The 16,691-nt window shown below is 44.1% G+C and carries 22 protein-coding genes; 11 read left to right on the top strand and 11 right to left on the bottom strand.

All coding sequences use genetic code 11. From position 1 onward, the window contains the following. Positions 1-35: 35 nt before the first annotated feature. From Vsou_RS04970 to proC, 4 genes are all read right to left on the bottom strand, one after another. On the bottom strand, positions 36-794 hold the full coding sequence (locus tag Vsou_RS04970) for an MFS transporter (RefSeq protein ID WP_264890786.1): 759 nt from the start codon (positions 792-794) through the stop codon (positions 36-38). Positions 795-982: 188 nt separating this feature from the next. After that, positions 983-1,384, bottom strand: a complete 402-nt coding sequence (locus tag Vsou_RS04965; protein WP_188602394.1) for a hypothetical protein — start codon at positions 1,382-1,384, stop codon at positions 983-985. A gap of 173 nt (positions 1,385-1,557) precedes the next feature. Beyond that, positions 1,558-2,715 carry a trans-sulfuration enzyme family protein gene (locus Vsou_RS04960; protein WP_229709673.1) on the bottom strand — a complete coding sequence of 386 codons (1,158 nt, stop codon included), beginning with the start codon at positions 2,713-2,715 and terminating at the stop codon, positions 1,558-1,560. A gap of 42 nt (positions 2,716-2,757) precedes the next feature. Then, positions 2,758-3,612, bottom strand: a complete 855-nt coding sequence (gene proC / locus Vsou_RS04955; RefSeq protein ID WP_229709674.1) for a pyrroline-5-carboxylate reductase — start codon at positions 3,610-3,612, stop codon at positions 2,758-2,760. Positions 3,613-3,856: 244 nt separating this feature from the next. Between proC and Vsou_RS04950 the strand changes: the two genes are divergently transcribed. Continuing rightward, positions 3,857-4,588 (top strand): metallophosphoesterase family protein, encoded by a 732-nt coding sequence (locus tag Vsou_RS04950; RefSeq protein ID WP_264890785.1) that lies wholly within the window; start codon positions 3,857-3,859, stop codon positions 4,586-4,588. 70 nt (positions 4,589-4,658) lie between these two features. On the opposite strand, the gene Vsou_RS04945 is transcribed toward Vsou_RS04950, so the two are convergent. Beyond that, positions 4,659-5,501 (bottom strand): hypothetical protein, encoded by an 843-nt coding sequence (locus Vsou_RS04945; RefSeq protein WP_188602398.1) that lies wholly within the window; start codon positions 5,499-5,501, stop codon positions 4,659-4,661. Between the two features lie 643 nt (positions 5,502-6,144). On the opposite strand from Vsou_RS04945, the gene Vsou_RS04940 reads away from it, so the two are divergent. Then, positions 6,145-6,759, top strand: a complete 615-nt coding sequence (locus Vsou_RS04940) for a hypothetical protein (RefSeq protein ID WP_188602399.1) — start codon at positions 6,145-6,147, stop codon at positions 6,757-6,759. Between the two features lie 110 nt (positions 6,760-6,869). On the opposite strand, the gene Vsou_RS04935 is transcribed toward Vsou_RS04940, so the two are convergent. Continuing rightward, positions 6,870-7,319, bottom strand: coding sequence for a PaREP1 family protein (locus Vsou_RS04935; protein ID WP_229709675.1), 450 nt, complete (start codon positions 7,317-7,319; stop codon positions 6,870-6,872). 125 nt (positions 7,320-7,444) lie between these two features. Between Vsou_RS04935 and Vsou_RS04930 the strand changes: the two genes are divergently transcribed. Both Vsou_RS04930 and Vsou_RS04925 read left to right on the top strand, forming a co-directional pair. Continuing rightward, positions 7,445-8,398: an aldo/keto reductase gene (locus Vsou_RS04930; protein WP_188602400.1), complete on the top strand. Its 954-nt coding sequence runs from the start codon at positions 7,445-7,447 to the stop codon at positions 8,396-8,398. A 394-nt stretch (positions 8,399-8,792) separates the two neighbouring features. Further along, positions 8,793-10,424, top strand: coding sequence for a hypothetical protein (locus Vsou_RS04925; protein WP_264890784.1), 1,632 nt, complete (start codon positions 8,793-8,795; stop codon positions 10,422-10,424). A 102-nt stretch (positions 10,425-10,526) separates the two neighbouring features. On the opposite strand, the gene Vsou_RS04920 is transcribed toward Vsou_RS04925, so the two are convergent. Next, positions 10,527-10,661 carry a hypothetical protein gene (locus Vsou_RS04920; RefSeq protein WP_264890783.1) on the bottom strand — a complete coding sequence of 45 codons (135 nt, stop codon included), beginning with the start codon at positions 10,659-10,661 and terminating at the stop codon, positions 10,527-10,529. Positions 10,662-10,743: 82 nt separating this feature from the next. Between Vsou_RS04920 and Vsou_RS04915 the strand changes: the two genes are divergently transcribed. The 5 genes from Vsou_RS04915 (at position 10,744) to Vsou_RS04895 (ending at position 12,546) form a co-directional block, all read left to right on the top strand. Next, positions 10,744-10,869 (top strand): hypothetical protein, encoded by a 126-nt coding sequence (locus tag Vsou_RS04915; RefSeq protein ID WP_264890782.1) that lies wholly within the window; start codon positions 10,744-10,746, stop codon positions 10,867-10,869. 164 nt (positions 10,870-11,033) lie between these two features. Continuing rightward, positions 11,034-11,336 (top strand): hypothetical protein, encoded by a 303-nt coding sequence (locus Vsou_RS04910; protein WP_054843227.1) that lies wholly within the window; start codon positions 11,034-11,036, stop codon positions 11,334-11,336. Beyond that, entirely contained in the window at positions 11,333-11,650 is a 318-nt protein-coding gene (locus Vsou_RS04905; protein WP_188602402.1) for a hypothetical protein, read from the top strand. Before Vsou_RS04910 ends, Vsou_RS04905 begins: the two co-directional genes overlap by 4 nt. 238 nt (positions 11,651-11,888) lie before the next feature. Continuing rightward, on the top strand, positions 11,889-12,113 hold the full coding sequence (gene vapB, locus Vsou_RS04900; RefSeq protein WP_188602403.1) for a type II toxin-antitoxin system VapB family antitoxin: 225 nt from the start codon (positions 11,889-11,891) through the stop codon (positions 12,111-12,113). Further along, the gene (locus tag Vsou_RS04895) at positions 12,103-12,546 is read left to right on the top strand and encodes a type II toxin-antitoxin system VapC family toxin (RefSeq protein ID WP_188602404.1); all 444 of its coding nucleotides are present in this window, start codon (positions 12,103-12,105) and stop codon (positions 12,544-12,546) included. The genes vapB and Vsou_RS04895 overlap by 11 nt, the downstream gene beginning before the upstream one ends. A 173-nt stretch (positions 12,547-12,719) precedes the next feature. Here the strand turns inward: Vsou_RS04895 and Vsou_RS04890 are convergent, their stop codons facing one another. Further along, positions 12,720-13,010: a hypothetical protein gene (locus Vsou_RS04890; RefSeq protein ID WP_054843231.1), complete on the bottom strand. Its 291-nt coding sequence runs from the start codon at positions 13,008-13,010 to the stop codon at positions 12,720-12,722. A gap of 373 nt (positions 13,011-13,383) precedes the next feature. On the opposite strand from Vsou_RS04890, the gene Vsou_RS04885 reads away from it, so the two are divergent. Next, positions 13,384-13,956 carry an acyl carrier protein gene (locus tag Vsou_RS04885; protein ID WP_188602405.1) on the top strand — a complete coding sequence of 191 codons (573 nt, stop codon included), beginning with the start codon at positions 13,384-13,386 and terminating at the stop codon, positions 13,954-13,956. A 31-nt stretch (positions 13,957-13,987) separates the two neighbouring features. Here the strand turns inward: Vsou_RS04885 and Vsou_RS04880 are convergent, their stop codons facing one another. After that, positions 13,988-14,908, bottom strand: a complete 921-nt coding sequence (locus Vsou_RS04880) for a 2-oxoacid:ferredoxin oxidoreductase subunit beta (RefSeq protein WP_188602633.1) — start codon at positions 14,906-14,908, stop codon at positions 13,988-13,990. Between the two features lie 126 nt (positions 14,909-15,034). Between Vsou_RS04880 and Vsou_RS04875 the strand changes: the two genes are divergently transcribed. Then, positions 15,035-15,577, top strand: coding sequence for a 2'-5' RNA ligase family protein (locus tag Vsou_RS04875; RefSeq protein WP_188602406.1), 543 nt, complete (start codon positions 15,035-15,037; stop codon positions 15,575-15,577). 4 nt (positions 15,578-15,581) lie between these two features. On the opposite strand, the gene Vsou_RS04870 is transcribed toward Vsou_RS04875, so the two are convergent. Next, positions 15,582-15,947, bottom strand: coding sequence for a hypothetical protein (locus Vsou_RS04870; RefSeq protein WP_188602407.1), 366 nt, complete (start codon positions 15,945-15,947; stop codon positions 15,582-15,584). Further along, entirely contained in the window at positions 15,922-16,635 is a 714-nt protein-coding gene (locus tag Vsou_RS04865; protein WP_188602408.1) for a hypothetical protein, read from the bottom strand. The genes Vsou_RS04870 and Vsou_RS04865 overlap by 26 nt, the downstream gene beginning before the upstream one ends. Between the last annotated feature and the right edge of the window lie 56 nt (positions 16,636-16,691).

Here is a 16,691-nt window from a genome sequence, read left to right as displayed (position 1 = left end):
TGCAGTTGTGAAGGCCCACTGTACAATCATCAATGTTAAGGGTAATACCAGGAATGCCCGGGTAGTACATCACTCCTCCACCTGAGTTGTATGAATGTTGTTATGGCTATTTCAAACATAGCCATGAAGAACCAGCGAGTTAAGGCGAGGGTCCAGGCAATTACGGGATTGCCCACGACGCCCATTAGGCCGGTGGTCGCAGCCATAACAACTGTGGAGGCTATAGCAATGATTAATTCACGCCCCAGTTTCAATGGTCTACGGCCAAGGAAACCACTTATTATGCTACTTATTGGTGGTGCTGAATATATTAGGGCTAATTCGTAGGTATTACCCCTGGACCACATGACCATCAGTGCTGGGGTTAGGCTATAGGCTATACCCAGTAGAAACGAGTTAAGGTAAATTAACCTAGCCTCGGAAAAGACGAGCCTCTCGCTCCTCCTATACTCAAACCGTGGAAGCAACAACGCTAGTAGGTAAAGGGGTATTGCTAGGTAAAGCCAGGTGGGCTTAATGAATAAAGCCATCACAATGCCCATTAAGTCACCCAGTGAGCCCATGATGACCCTCTCTGAGTTTACACGACCAAGCCTCTCCTTACTGACTAAGCTTGGGATTACTGAGGATGTATGGACACTTAACATACCCATAAGCAGCGCGGTGGTGAATAAGCGTAGGTAAGGAAGGTTAATGAGAAGGAGGAGGGACGTAAAGGGATAAAGAGCCCTGGCGGTCCTAACCCTAACCAGCGCGAAAGTGGCGAGGCTTGATAGCGAATAGGCAATAGTCAATAGGAATAACTTAAATCCATTAGAACCCGCAGTAAATAAAGCCCGTAAAAACACATACGTAAACAAAAATTTACCCAAAAACAATAGCAAATAAATTATAACTATTACGTTGTATTTTTTACTTACTGTTTTAATCATGAAAATTTCACGATAAAATGAACTCTATTTCATGAAATTAGGAATGGCGCTTAAAATTTCTTTTTCTCTTTCATATAATCATCTTTAATCTTATTCCATTTATCTTTAAGAGTATTTCTTATTATAAAATTAGTATCAATTACTAATTTTATATACTCATCAATTAATTCGACAATTTTATTCTTAATATTTAATGTCTCTTCAATTTCACCTTCAATTAGACTTTTATGATATTTAGCTACTATTTCCGCTAATTTAATGTATATCTGCATTCTCTTCTTTTGAAACTCTTTTACAGTACTTAATAATCTTTGTAATGTATCCTCATCTATTCCTAATTCCTTACTATTATAAACTACTCTATGTAAAGTAATATCTGTGAATATCATATCAATAACGTATGCTTGCACCACCAATGGAGGAAAGGGATGATCCGCTATGTAAGGTGGCATCAATTAATAATAAGATGGGAGTATATAAATTTCATAAGTGTTTATAACAAATCTTTATTGTAAAGCATCATAAAATTAGGAAAGCTGATTTAACAATAACATCCTATTAAGCAAATGATTTCGAATTAATTTTAACTAAGTTATTAACTAATTTCTTATAAATTAATTTAGGCTTAGGCATAATTAAGTGCTTGGCTGAGGTCGTTGATTATGTCTTCAGGGTCCTCAAGGCCCACGCTCAGTCTAAGTAGGTTGTCCTTAATGCCCGCCCTGGCCCTATCCTCGGGGCTCCAGTGTGCGTGTGTTGTGCTTGCTGGGTGCGTTATTATGCTCTCGGTGCCTCCGAAGCTGACGCTCGGTATTATCATCTTAGCGTGTTTATAAACGGCCATGGCCTCCTTCAAGCCACCCCTGACCTCAAAACTAACTATGCCACCGCAGTTACTGAGTAGTTTCTTCGCTGTTTCATGAGTCTCATGATTATTGAGGCATGGATAATAAACTCTCTCGACCTTTGGGTGATTCATTAGGAACTCGGCTACTGCCTTGGCGTTTTCCTCATGGGTTCTCATCCTGATGTGAAGTGTTTTCAATCCTCTATTCAGTAGGAATGCGGTGAATGGCTCCATGATCGTGCCAAGGAACCTCCTCCATTCCCAAACACCCTTGATCCTATCATCATTACCAACTATGAAACCAGCCACGACATCATTATGGCCACTAAGGTACTTGGTGGCGCTGTGGATCACGAAGTCAACTCCATGATTAATTGGGGTTAGGCCTATTGGCGTGGCTAAGGTATTGTCAACTACGACCGTGGCGCCAGCTTCGTGGGAAGCCTTAACTATTTCAGGAACATCATAAACCCTGAGGAGTGGGTTTGAGACGGACTCAATGAACACAACATTAATGCTGTTCCTTAGGGAGTTAATGACGTTATTAGTGCCTGGGTCGGTGATTACGGTCCTGACACCAAACCTGTTCAGTCTCTCCATGAGTACTAGCGTTGAGCCGTAGACGTCGAGGGGCATGAGTACCGTAGAGTCCTTAGAGAGTAGCGACATCATTAATGTGGTTATTGCCGCCATGCCACTGGAAGTGCCGAGTGCATCAACGCCGTGCTCAAGCTCGGCCATCTTGCTCTCCACGGCATAAACGGTTGGGTTGTCCTCCCTACTATACTTAAGCGGAACAACACCGTGCAGTGAGGGCCGGTCCTCAGGCTCCCTGAAGTCGAACAATGATGTTTGGTATATTGGTTCAATAACGGACCCAGCCTCATCGTTTACATGCCTAGTACTGCCACGCACACTCCTCGTTCCCTTACCCACGAAGACTTCCAATTTTAAAGAAGTAGTTAAATATTGCGTCTATCAATTATTAATTCTTGACCTAATGCCTGCTTCGATTTCCCTACTGATCTCACCACCTCTCCTCGCGGTCTCCTCAATCATCCTCATAATCAAACCCCTAAGGCTACCCTCCTCAGCAACCTTAATTCCCCTGATCGTCACGCCACCAGGCGTCGTAACCTCCTCAACGACTTCCCACGGTTTCCTAAACCTAAGCAACTCAGCACTGGTCTCCAGGGTGCCCACGGCTAATTCCCAGGAGATATCAGTAGGTATGCCAAGCAGTAATCCGGCTTCCCAAAGTGCCTCGAGTATTAAAGCCATGAAGGCAGGCCCAGAACCACTAATAGCGGTTATTGCATCCATGTAACGCTCATTAACAACGACGCACCTGCCCATGGAACTAAATATACCGCAGGCCCTCTTAACATCATCCTCAGAAACCCTTGAACCAGGCGCAACGGCAGTTACGCCCCTCTCAATCACAATGCCTATGTTCGGCATGGCTCTAATGACCTTCGACAGAACGAAGCCCTCTATAATGCCCGTAGTTACCCCAGCAACTACAGAAATAAGCAACTGATCGCTACTGAGCAGATCACGTATGGGCATTAGGGCATCAAGGACTTGGTAGGGCTTAACGGCTAGTATTACTATGTCCGCACCCTTAACAACCTCTGCATTGTTCGTAGTCACAAATACGCCAGGTAATTCATGCCCAACCCTACTAATGCTCTCAACTCTCCTAACACTACCGCTTATACTTGTAGGATCAACGCCAGACTTTATTAGGGACTTGGCTATGGCAGTCCCTATTTTACCAAGCCCGATTATTGCGTACCTGGCAATAAAACCACCCAAGCACAACTTGGACAACCTATTTATAAGCATTGCGTAGGTTATAGATAATATAGATAATCACGAAATTAAACGGTAATATACATCGTGAGCTCCGTGGTTAGGGCCCCATGACAAAAACCTTAAAACCGCAAGTCCCTTTAAACAATTATTGATGATGAAGTTTAAGGGCTATGAGCAATGAAGCCAAACGGCGGAGCACTGACCATTAAATATTTAACAATACACGTTAAGGTTAGGCATCATGAATCAAGCGGTGATTATGGTATCATTAGTGCTGGGATTAATCATTACATTACTGATTTATGAAATGCCATTCATATACGAAAAAGCTTATGTGGCGACAATAGAGTTGGGTAATGACCCGTTAATAATCGCCATATCAGACCTACACCTAGAATCAAACAAAAGGAACTTCTGCTGTATTGGCAATTACCTGAGGAGCCTAGACAAGGAAAACATTTACCTGGTTATTAACGGAGACCTATTCGACAAGGCACACAGGCAAGTGATGAGTCAATTGCATATGCATGAATTAATACAACGCTTAAGCTTGTCAGGCATTAATGGATTGAGGGAAGTGATCTATGTAATGGCGATGCATGACCACGATCCAAGGTTTTATCATAAAGAGACTAGGTACAGCATTGATAATGTTAATGTTAGGGTGATTCGTGGGGCGGTGAAGCTGGTCATGGGCAGTAAGACTTTTTGGTTCCTGCATGGTGATTACGTTGTTAAGAATGGATTAATTGCATCCCTGATGAATAAATTACTTAGTGGTTTATACGATAAGTTGGTTAGATTGGCTGTGAGGGCTGGGAGGGATGATTGGATCGTGATTGGGCATACACACGTACCTAATATAAATAATGAGCTACGCATAGCTAACACGGGTTCGTGGTTAAACAGGTTCATAAACGCCACGGATACCGCGATAGTGATTAATGGGTCAGGTAATGTAGAATTGATCAATATTAAGTGCAATCCTTAATTAGCAGTTCACGGTTTAGGTGAAACTATGTATTTAAATAATCATGTAGGCCTGCCATACGGTAACCTCCCTAACTCCTTATTTTTGATATTAATTCATTAAACGCCGTTGTGTTGAAGTAATTCAGTGTGTAGTTTATTAGTTCAGATCTGCCCTGCATAATCGTATACGTAACGGCACTTGACGAAGACTTCGTTATTACTGTCTCATTAAATATTGTAATGGCTGGTAAACCATTGGGTAGTAGGCATGTTAATGAGGTTAAAATAGCAATATTACTATAACCCTGCGCCACACTTTGCGATAAAGTTATGTTGCTAATTACCTGGAAACAGTAGGTTGCTTGACCGTTCCATTTGGTGGTATTTACGTAATGTATGTATGTAATCACCGAGTAATTGGCACTATACCCACTGGTGACTAGGTTGAATGTAGCATTACCCAAAAACTCATTAAATGGCATGAACACCCTAAGCAGTGGGTATGTCCCAGGAGGGTAGCAATTAATGGTTCCCTCACTACGGTTGTTCACCATTGAGTATACCGCAAAGCACATACTCGTTCCGTTAGTCCAATAAGCCAATTCTACCGTAGGTAGAATGGGTATGTTGGAGGGCATGCATGAAGTTTCCTCGGTGTTGATGAAGATCCTACCATCATTAATTGACCCAATACCATACTGCATTGTTTCATTGCACTGCGCGGTTCGCTGATAACCATAACTTGTTTTTATTGTCTCCATAAAACTTCTATTGTACGTCGCAGTGAAGGAACCATTAATCAGCAATTCCTTGAGTTTATTGACGTAACTCATAGGCAATGTGGATTGCATTGATGACCTTAATATGGCAATTGCTATGGCTATGATGATCACGGCTATCATCAATGCAGTCATCACAAATGATCTTTTCATCATTAGTAACGCTTTATACTAATTTATAAGCTTAGTTTAAGTTTCGTTTAAGATCTTTGTTATTTCATCACAGCATTATGGAAAATGCCTAGTTTAGTCCTTTTCGCAAAACTCACAAAGTCCACTTAATCGTCACTTGGTGTTTAAACTTGCCCATCATTACGACCTGCTTTAATTATTACGTCGCACACAAGGCATGAATAATTGAGGAAAAGCTATATCATGATGTTTTTAATATTAAGTAACTATAAGGAATCAGTCATCATGGTATATATTATGTAATAATAAGGGATGCGTTTAAGTTCTTCTGACCTCCTCCCCGCCCTGAAGGGCGAGACTTGTCATTCTTTTTGTCACCTAGGTTTAATTAGTCTAGGCGTTAATTGTTGGAATGCGAGTATTCTCATTTATGTGTAATTGAAATAAGACCCTGTGCGAGTAGGTGCGGGCGCGCGCACCGGGCTATGGTATAGATACTATATGTATAATGATTGATTAAATAAATAGTTTATTTATTGATTAAATGCTCAGTGGCCTGAACCATGGTTTACACGGGCTATATAGCATGTGCGCTAGGCCTTGTCCCTTGGCCTTTTGGGAAGGCTTATATGGCTTTGTTTTTGTTAATTTAGAGTGCTTGGGTATGGATGAGGTGCTTATTGGATTTATTGGCGTGGTGATCACGGTAGTTGTGTCGGCGGTGTCTACGGCATATTGGTTGGGCAGTAGATTTAGGGGCATTGAGGATAGGCTCAATGAGTTAAGGAAAGGGTTAAGTGGCGTTGAGTCTGAGTTAAGTGGCATAAAGGTTGAATTAGGTAATGTCAAGGCTAGGTTGGAGAAGGTTGAGGATGGGATTTCACGGCTTAGGAGGTCTCTCCTTGATTTTACAACAACCATACGCAACTCCCAGGAGTTTATGATTGAGATGCTGAGTTACGAGGGCGTGTTAAGGCCTGAGGCAGCCTCAGTCATTAGGGGCGAGTTGAATAGGCTCTTTGAGTCCTTGGCTAGCAGGATCAGTGGTAATCCTTTGACGAAGGCGGAGTTTGAGGAGATTAGGAGGTATATTCAGAAGGATGAGTTGACGCTTGAAGAGGCGTATAGGTTTAAGGAGCTTGCCTGGAAGTTGGTTAGGGAGTATAGGTATAGGTTTCCTGACGTGTGGAAGATTTATTGGTACGCGGTGGCCTGGATCGGCTGGGCGACAAGGCTTGAGAAGGAAAGAAGTGCTGGGGACGGTGGTCAGGGTAGGTAATGGTTGAGGGCCCATCATTAAGGAGTACCAGGCTTAAGTGCTTGGCTTGCACTGTGTTAGGTCTATGAATTCCTCCTTGGTTAATTCCCGGTATATAACTGCCATGTCGGTTAGGAACTTGCATATGAACTCCCTAGCGTCATCATCACTCCTAAACACGCTGAATACCCCTCCCTATCCGGCCCATTGTATTGGTACCTATGTAGTTCGAGGGATGCCAGGGTTAGGTACGGTATCATTGGGCTTAGTGCGGCAAGTACCTTGGATACCTCGAACACGCGTGTCATGGGCATGAAGGCCACCACGTACAATGCCTCATTAATCCTCTCCTTCAATCCCCTAACCCTTACCTTACGCCTATATACCTTGCTTAACTCGTTGATCATACCGGTGGATATCGCCGCGAGGAAGGACTTCCATGCCTGGAATGCCTTACCGGTCGCGTTCCTGCTCAAGCCCTCACCGAGCATTCTAATTGCTATCTCAGCCTCGTAACGCGCCTCCATTAGTCGCGTTCTCCTATACTCACCTAAATTAATCCAGGGCTTGCCCAATTCCATGGGACTGGGTTAATGGCGATTAACGGCATTATAAACCTTGCATAACGCAGTGTGTGGCTAGCACTAGTTAAAGTGCCTAGTCATTAAGTCAGCGTTTAAATGTCGATTTAATTAGTGGCTTGGTGATGCATCACAGGGCCCTTGGAAGGACGGGTATTAGGGTTTCGGAGATTAGTTTTGGGGCTTGGGTCATTGGCACGGACATGTATGGGGCCCATGACAGGGAGCGAGACATTGCCCTAATAAGGACTGCCCTTGACCTAGGAATAAACACCTTCGACACGGCGGACATGTATGGCGATGGACTTAGCGAGAAAATACTCGGTGAGGCTCTTAGGGGTTATGACGTTAATGTATTCACGAAGGTTGGTTATGAGGTTGGTAAATTAATTAATGGTAGGCATGTCCAGAACTTCAGCGTTAGCTATATCATTAATGCGGTCAGGGAGTCCTTCAATAGGTTGGGCAGGAGGATAACACTACTTCAACTTCACAATCCACCAATCAATGTAATCAGGGATAAGGAATTACATAGGGCTTTGTTGAGGCTCGTGGAGGAGGGCTATGTCGAACACTTAGGTGTTGCCCTCGGCCCGGAGACTAATGTCCTCAATGAGGGTTTGGCGGCGATTGATGAGGGTTATGAGTCAATAATGTTCGTGTTTAATGTTCTTGAGCAGGAGCCTGGCAAGTCGTTGATGAGGCGTGGTGTTGAGGAGTCCGTGGGCTTGATAACCAGGGTTCCGCATGCATCGAATGTATTAACGAGTAAGCAGGAAATAAACTTTGGACCTAGCGATCATAGAAACTTGAGGAGCAGAAACTGGCTCGTGAAGGCTCTGGGGTTTACAAACACGAGGATAAAGCCCATTGCTCAATCCCTGGGCATGGACCTGGAGACCCTGGCCATTAAGTACGTTCTCTCCTACCCGGTGAGCACTGTGATGGTTACGGCAACCAACGCCGAGGAATTAATGAAGTACGTGGGTACGGCTGACAGCGATTACTTGAGTGACGGCGTTATAAAGACCCTGGAGAACCTATATGAGGAATTCACGAAATCAATAAGTAATGATTGAGTTAGGGCACTACTCATCGAGAACCCAAGTTCCTCATCACTCGTCATCAGTTATGGCGGTCATCTTCACACAAGCCAATAAAATCCACAGCATTTATATCCATTTCTAGCTAAGAACCACGCACCGCTATGCAATACTAATGAACATTACGTATGCCAACCAACACGTATGCCGAGCCAGGGCCTATAAAGTAAAGCGGCTATTATCCAGCGACCACAGGCAATAATCAATAACGGCCACAAGCGACACATACTAATTTAAGCCACGCAGTGCACGGAGTCAGGGCTATGCATCACGTCATGGTAAGGTGGGGTTGCTTTCTATTTTGCTCGACTCACTTTTTGTGAACACCCGAAGTAAAAAAAAGTCCGTGGGTTTTACGCTCTTGATGGTTATGGGTTCTAGATCGAGGCTCTTGTTAATAACTGCCGTGGTTATTGTGGTGGTTGTTGCCTCAGTACTCCTTGCCCCGCCGAGGATCTTCGTTAGTCATGGTGTGAAGGTTGGTAATACAAAAACCAGTGGATTCTCCACGGCAAACCAGGGCGTTGTTGGTTTGCCAATTAGCCTGAACATTCCAATCTACGTAGTCGGCCCATCAACGCTTGTTCAGAGACTGGTTAGTGCTGGCATTAATCAATCACTGATCAAGCCTGTGACGGTTAATGAGTTGCCTAGTTTGCCCGGTAATAGCTTAGTTGTCATTGATTGGTCTGTAATTGGGCCTGGCTTGATCACGAATGTGAGTGGCTTGGTCCACGTGAACGTGAACTCAACAAACTTCAAACTAATCAGGGAGTTAATTAAGCGTGGTGACTTCGTGGTCATCCACGGTAATGCGAGTGAGGTGTCGGTTATTGAGTTGGTTTTGGCTGTTGCGTGGTCGAGGGCTTACAACACGAGCATCATCGCAATACCAGTGCCCAAGTACCTAAACGGCCTAGACTATGTGATTGCCTACGGAAACAACAAAGTACTAGTGATAGGACCGCACTCATTAAGTGCGGCACTAAACATAGCAAGCAAGTTCTGGACACCAATAATAACAAAAACACCAACACCAGACCCATCAGACGATTTATGCGCGGAGCTGTCCGTATCGGCTACTAAACAGCCATCCCAAATCAGTAGTACCGCGTATGCAATTGTCTATGGTCAGCAATCCTACGAGGATTCACTTGGCAACTTCGTAGTTGACTTTTGCCTATCGTGGTCGGTACTTGTCTATAATGATTATAATGGATACTCGGCTGGCTATGCCGAGCTCTATAATTACATTGCTTATTCACCGTTCTCCGGCACTCAGATTGAGTATCTTAAGTCCTTCCAGGACGCCTTGGCATCATACGTGGTCTATGAGTATGAGATGGGCTACATAAGCGCATCACAATTACCTGGGGACGTTGAGTTTATAGCAGGAAGTGGTGGAGGCTACGAACCAGGCTACTGGACAAACACAGCCGGTGCTGACCCACATGCACAGACATGTACGCAATCAACATCGTACGGCATCAGCCTAGCTACCGGTTTCTCAACCTCGGGTACGGGCATTACGGTTTCTAATTCCGTTAGCACGACTTATTCCTGCCCAGAATATACAATATCATTGTATGGTCAACCAGCTGCGGTTACGCCATTGGGACCATCCGCATATAATCAGACCTGGGTCTTTACACCGCAGAGTACGCAATATGCGGAGCAGGAGCAGATATATGGGGTTGAGAGCGAGGGCTATACATACATGGGCCCTGCCTATAATCCGCAGTCTTCGGCATACACAATACCCGCCGGCTCCTCAGTCGTTGTTAATGAGACGAACGGGTGCACGTATTACCTACTCGGCTTCATACCAATAAGCGGCACCTTGGTTGAGCACATAGCATACGACATAAACTGGGACGTTTGGGTTAATTCGAATGTCGCAATGACCTCCTATAGCTCCGGCGCGTACATAGTCCCGCCAGCCGCCTCGGGCTGGAGCTCAAGCAACGGCTTCTACTACACAACAAGCTGCTGGTTAGGATAACCAAACCCAAAATCAAAGCCCTTAAAATCAACACCCTTCTTTCTCTAACCCCTCACCATAAATAGTCTACCCCTTAACGCTCCATGACGTCATAACCAAGCCTTACCTGGAATCCCTATCCTCCCTAATCAACCTAACAACCTCCTCAACACTAACATCATTAAGTAACTCCCTGAGCTCGTTGGCTATCTTCCTCAGTCTCTCCCGCAACTCTCCATCCCTATTAATGCGTGTCACGGTGAATTCTTCCACTCATATTAATACCATAGGTATAAATCCTTCTCTCCTCGTGTTAAAGCCCGTAACGTGAAAACGACTAATGCAATTACTCCTCCTCGCCGGGGCCGCAGACCTCATCAATTGCTTCATTAAAATCGTTAAAGAATTCAATGCAATGCCATTAACTAGGACTGGTGACCATGCATTAGTGCCTGTGTTTTGGTAGGCTAAGTTCGCCATTGCCCTGGCTATCCCCAAGCTTCTCGATTTTACCCTCGCTTATTACCTCCTAGTGCATTCTACGGCTAAGTCCTGGGTTAACTGAGAAATTCCTCGAGATAGGTTTCATAGAAACGTAGTCAGAGGCCTTATGACCGCCACTAAAGTTAAATGGGCAGTAGGGTCTTGGTGGCCGTATTTATGACTGACGGCGTGGTCCCCATACTAATGTCAATACTGACGTTAATTGCACCCTTGGGTACGCAAAGTGTATCATCGGCTGGTTCATGGGTTGGCATGGTGGTTAATATACCGAGGCAGCGGTTCTTCAATCCACTAATCATTATTAATGGTGAGTCGGTCAATGTGACTGTACAGTACCCATCATACATGTTCTATCACTACGGGGTTTTACCCATAACATACTTAAAATACCAGAGACGGTTTATTTCAATGGTAGTAGGTACACCGTGAATGCCGTTGTGACTGAGGTTATTGTGGACGTTGTTGGCTATAACCAGCCCGGTAAGTATTATCAATTCCCAGCGAGTAGCAGCTTCTGCTTAACATTACCCCTCGTTTCTAATGCCGTGGTTAAAATACACAACGTGATGGGCATTTTTGCAGGGAATCTCATAATCGTTGAGACAATGAATAGTATAGGCAACGAGACGCTGAATATGAGACTTGGAAAATTAAGAGTGTCACTGAGTTATTACTGTGAGCGTGTCAGCGTCAGCATCAGGTCGCCCTCTATTATCATTGCCATAGTTCTCGAAATAAGTTAATACGTGGTTATTAAGGTCGAGTTCAAGTCCATTACTGACTTTATTGATTCTACTATTATATCAAGTCATTAACCCTCCTACCTAGATCATTGAGCCTATTATTGATTCTCCCACCAATTCATTAAATTTCTTAGTCGATTAATTATTCATTCACTATATTTGTTTGTTTTAGTCATAGCACGCATTACGGTCTTCCTGGAAAGTAAGCCTTATATTTGTATTCAATAAATAGTTTACAATGAGTGTAGTACTGTCTGTTAGGGTTCCTAAGTGGTTAAAGGAGGAGTTGGAGAGACTTGGTATTGATTACTCGAGGGAGATTAAGGAGTACCTTGAGCGCAGAGTTCGTGAGGAGTTGGCGAAGAGGCTTGAGGCTCAGTATGAGGGGCTCCTGAGGGACTCGCCAGTGATTAGGGGTAACCTGGCCGTAGAGTTCATTAGGGAGGATAGAAATGCCAGGTAGGCAGATCGTGTGTGATGCCAGTGTCATTGTTAAGTGGGTTATTAAGGAGGATTATAGTGATTATGCCGAGAAGATACGTATTGGCCACCTCAATGGTCGTATCACAGTCGTTGTTCCATCAATAGCAATTGCCGAAGTGGCTAGTGCTCTGAGGAAGTATTACCTGCGTGGGTTAATAAGTGAGGATTACTTAAGGAGGGCATTAAACTTACTGAGGGATAGTCTATTAAGTATATATGGCATTACGTGGGAATCCATAATCAGTGCAAGTGAGTTATCCATTAAGTACGGCATATCGATATACGATGCCGTATATGTGGACCTCGCCATGAGGCTCGGCACGATCATGTACACCGCGGATGAGGCACTAGTGAGGTCGCTAGGTAATAACCAATACGTGAAGCATATAACTGAGTATGTATCACCAACCTAAAGGCATTTACCTTAATAGTTCTACTCTTTAATACAGCACCTCAGCCCTCCCCTTAATTCCCCTAACCCTAACGGCGAGAACCACGGTAGGGCACGTACATAACACTGAATACCGCAATATAAATCCTTAGTAATATTAAATTCGTTATACAAAAACAACATGGCAATCAATACCTACTCCTCCGAGCCACAGACCTCGTCGATCACCTCGTTAATATCGCCATTGGTCTCAAGATTAACAACCTCAGGCCTGTCATTATCACCTAGCAATGCGTAGGCCATACCATCACTGCCCAGTAGTATGTATGTGCAGGACTTAATGAGTATGTAATCACCAAGCTCAACATAGCCCATTGTGTAGAGCACCTTCCTATAATTATCCTCAACAAACCTAATCAACTTCATGAAAGACTCCACATCACCATCCTCAACACTAACCAACAAATCCTCAATTGAATCCTCCACAGGCTAGGTATTCCCATAGGCGAATAAAAAGCTCACTCAGACCGCAATTCATCAATGCGCTCCCTTATAAGTCGCTCGGCATAAATATTGCTAACCACGATCGCAAAAATAATCATAAACCAGGACTGAGCATCAAGCCCCATAAAGTAAAGCATCGACTCGGTCACATTACCAGATAGCGCAAATAATGATGTATGTAAGTACTTTAAACGTAATATCCAGCATGATATACTCCATAAACCCCTCGTATTACTCATACGCATCATTTACCTATACCGCTTAAATCTAATAAGTTATGGTACTACCATGTACCACCCATGGTTAATACCAGGGTTAAGTTAAAAATAATGGCACATTAGCCCTTACCCAGCTAATGGATTCCTCAAGGTTCATAGAGCTTGTGTTGGACCTGCACAATAAGTACGGTAGCGCACTGGGTATTAGTGATGTCTATGCCTACAGCACCCTGGGCAGGGTCATTAAGGCGGTGGGCACAGTAATAATATCCCCAAACTCGCCAATGCTCTTCAATAAGACGCCAAGGACAGTATCCATGTACCTAATGGGCAACGGCACAGTACTAGGGTTAACGGACCTCCCCATCAATACGCAGGGTCTAACTGATTGCGGGGGCAGGAGGATCGAGGTCACCAACGATCTCTATAAACCACCTAGCAGGTTAGTGGCAATTGATGTGACGAATTGCCAAAACGACACTATAAACCTCATAAAAGGTGTCAGTAGGAAGTACGGCATCAACTTGGAGGTTTGGGTCGCTAATGAGCTGAGCATGGAGAACACCAAGGTGGTGTTTAGGGGCAGTATCAAGGACCTAAAGCACCTTGTTAGGATCGTAATCATAATGACGACATTAACAAACACAGGGATTAATAACAACATTAACTCAATACTTCAGTTAATCAACGAATTAATGAGTAAGTACTAGGATTTGATTTGGGATTGAAGAAGTTTTACTATTAGACCTCCTTCTCCTTGAGGATCTCCTCCACGTTGGCGATTGTTGAGCCATCAGGGCCATAAAGTGGGCTTAGGGCTGGCGGTGCCTTTAGGTAGTTGGGCATTTGCTCCATAATCCTCTCCTCGTATGTTGGCACGTATTCATTCTGGTAGAAGATGCCGATGGGTATCTTGTCGCCCCACTCCATACCCCTCAGGAAGGCCTGCGTGAGCTTCTTCGTAACCTCCTCCTCACTTGGGCTCCTAACCACGGGGTCCCAACCAGGCTCATTCTCAAGCTTGTAAATCCTAGCCTCATACCACTCCTTAGTGTTCACATCGTTGTATGTCGGGCACGGCTGCAAAATGTCAATGTACGCCGAACCCTTATGCCTAATTGCCTCCTTAATTAGGTAGGACAGGTGCTTAACGTCATAGGCATAGCCCCTGGCCACGAATGTAAAACCGACCGACAAAGCCAAAACCACTGGGTTAATGGAATCATAGATGTTCGGCCTAGCCAAGGACTTGGTCTTAATGCCCCTCTTCAATGTTGGGCTTGCTTGACCCTTGGTCAAGCCGTAGACACCATTATCAAACATAAGAACCGTTAAATCCACATTACGCCTACCAGCATGAACAAGATGCTCAGCGCCAATGCCCATTAGGTCACCGTCACCGCCAATAACAATAACCTCAAGGTTCGGATTAGCCAACTTAATGCCGGTGGCATAGGGTATTGGCCTACCGTGAAGCGTATGGGCACCATTAGCATTAACATAATGAATAGCCTTAGCGGAGCAACCGATGCCGGAGACCAGGAAGATGCTGCGTGGATCAAGGTTTAACTCAGCAAGAGCCTGATAAAGGGCTTGCAAAATACCATAGTCACCGCAGCCAGGACACCAATCAGGCCTTCTTCTCTTCTCAACATAATCCATTGGTGTTCTCTTGACCGTTATCTTAACGGTGTTAGACACGGTACAAATGTCAAATGAACCACTTTATAAAGCTATCCCGCCTATTACTGCGAAAGCATTTTACTAGGTGTAAGCTGAATCATCCCCGTGGGTTACTTCTACGGCGTATTCATTAAGGAACTAAACATAACGCCACTGATCAAGGCGCTACCCGTAATACCCATAGAGCCGGAAAACATGCACATGACTATAGTATACATAGGCTACAAAAGACCAAGCCAAGAAACTGACAACAAGATCGGGGCAGGTATAAGCCAGGTACCCTGCTTCATGATAAAACTAAGCCAATTAACGCTATTACCAAGCGCCACAAAGCCGCGGGTGCTTGCTGTAGGGATTGTCAACAACGAACAACTAAACAGGTTGAGGTCAACGATATTGAGTGCGCTAAGGAACTCTGGTGTGGTAATAAGTGACAAATATTTAGGGGATTTCAAGCCGCACATAACAATAGCGTATATAAAATCAAAAAGGATAGATTCGCAGGATCTAATTGAGATGGTGCGTGAAATGGGAATTGAGGAAGAACTCACTGGTAGATCATTATTAATTGATAGCGTCTCCCTAATACTCGCCAAGGGGAGCAATTACAGTGAAGTATCAAGTCATGAATTACAATGCGTATTTTAAACAATCACGGTATCCTAATCACGGGATCAGCGTTGCTAAACCCCGCAAGCCTAACTACGAAACGTGTACCCGACAACGGACCAAGCAGATAACGACATCTATTGAAGGGACAAACAGATGCCTTATGCTTCCTCAACCTATTATCACCATAATTCTCAGCCCTAATGAGCAATAGGTCACCATCACTAGTATAAATAACCCTATACGGATAATGAATAAGGCCGTTACTTGATGAGTCCCTAATGATCAACTCCACGTAATCAGCCATGGATAAGTCAACGAATATAGAGCTAGGACTACCCTGCTCATTGTTAATACGATACTCTCTAATCACAACGTTACAATTACTGGCGTCCCTGATAACTTGCATTGTTTCTCACCAATGATGCCCTAAACGATTCCCAACCATTCAATAACTCATTAAACTCCGTAATTAGGTTCCTCAATCTGGTTCTGCGGTAACCCCTTAACTCATACCTCAAATCCTCGCTTAAGTAGTTAATCCTTCTCCTTATTGAGTTGATTATGGAATCAACAATGCGCAGAGCATCATTAGTACTAACGTATATAGGGTAGGCACGGATAAAGGCATTCTCATACTTGGAGAATATCTCCTTCCACTTATTTAAGTCGAAACAAACTTCATGGCCAATCCATGTATGGGCATACTTCGAGAAGCATTGCCTGATCTCCCTGTGAAATCTTACGGAAATACCCACATCATTAGGAACCCTAAACTCGAGAATATATAGCACAGCATTGCCGCTCACATTACCCGGAGACACCTTACTGACTAATTGATTAAATAGCGCCGGTAGGAATCTGACGCCATCACCGTTGATAATAATGTCCATAACATAGGGCCTGGAATTAGCAAGGTATCCCTTAATCACCGCATAATCATTACCGAAGACCTGGGCTCTAATTGCATTGCCACCGTCAATAATTCTGACGCCCCTGGCATCATAAACTGCGATAAACGGCTTATAACTACTGAGATATGGCAACGTAAACTCCACATACTGACTACTCCCTGATCCAACGAGCCCCAACGCCATGGCCTAAATATACAAAAGGTATATTTTAAACCTAATAAACCGTGCGCATACGCATA

Origin of the sequence: Vulcanisaeta souniana JCM 11219 (assembly GCF_026000775.1) — an archaeon.
Classification (GTDB): Archaea; Thermoproteota; Thermoprotei; order Thermoproteales; family Thermocladiaceae; genus Vulcanisaeta; species Vulcanisaeta souniana.
Note: the sequence above shows the minus strand (reverse complement) of the source record. Positions and strands in the feature narration are given on the sequence as shown.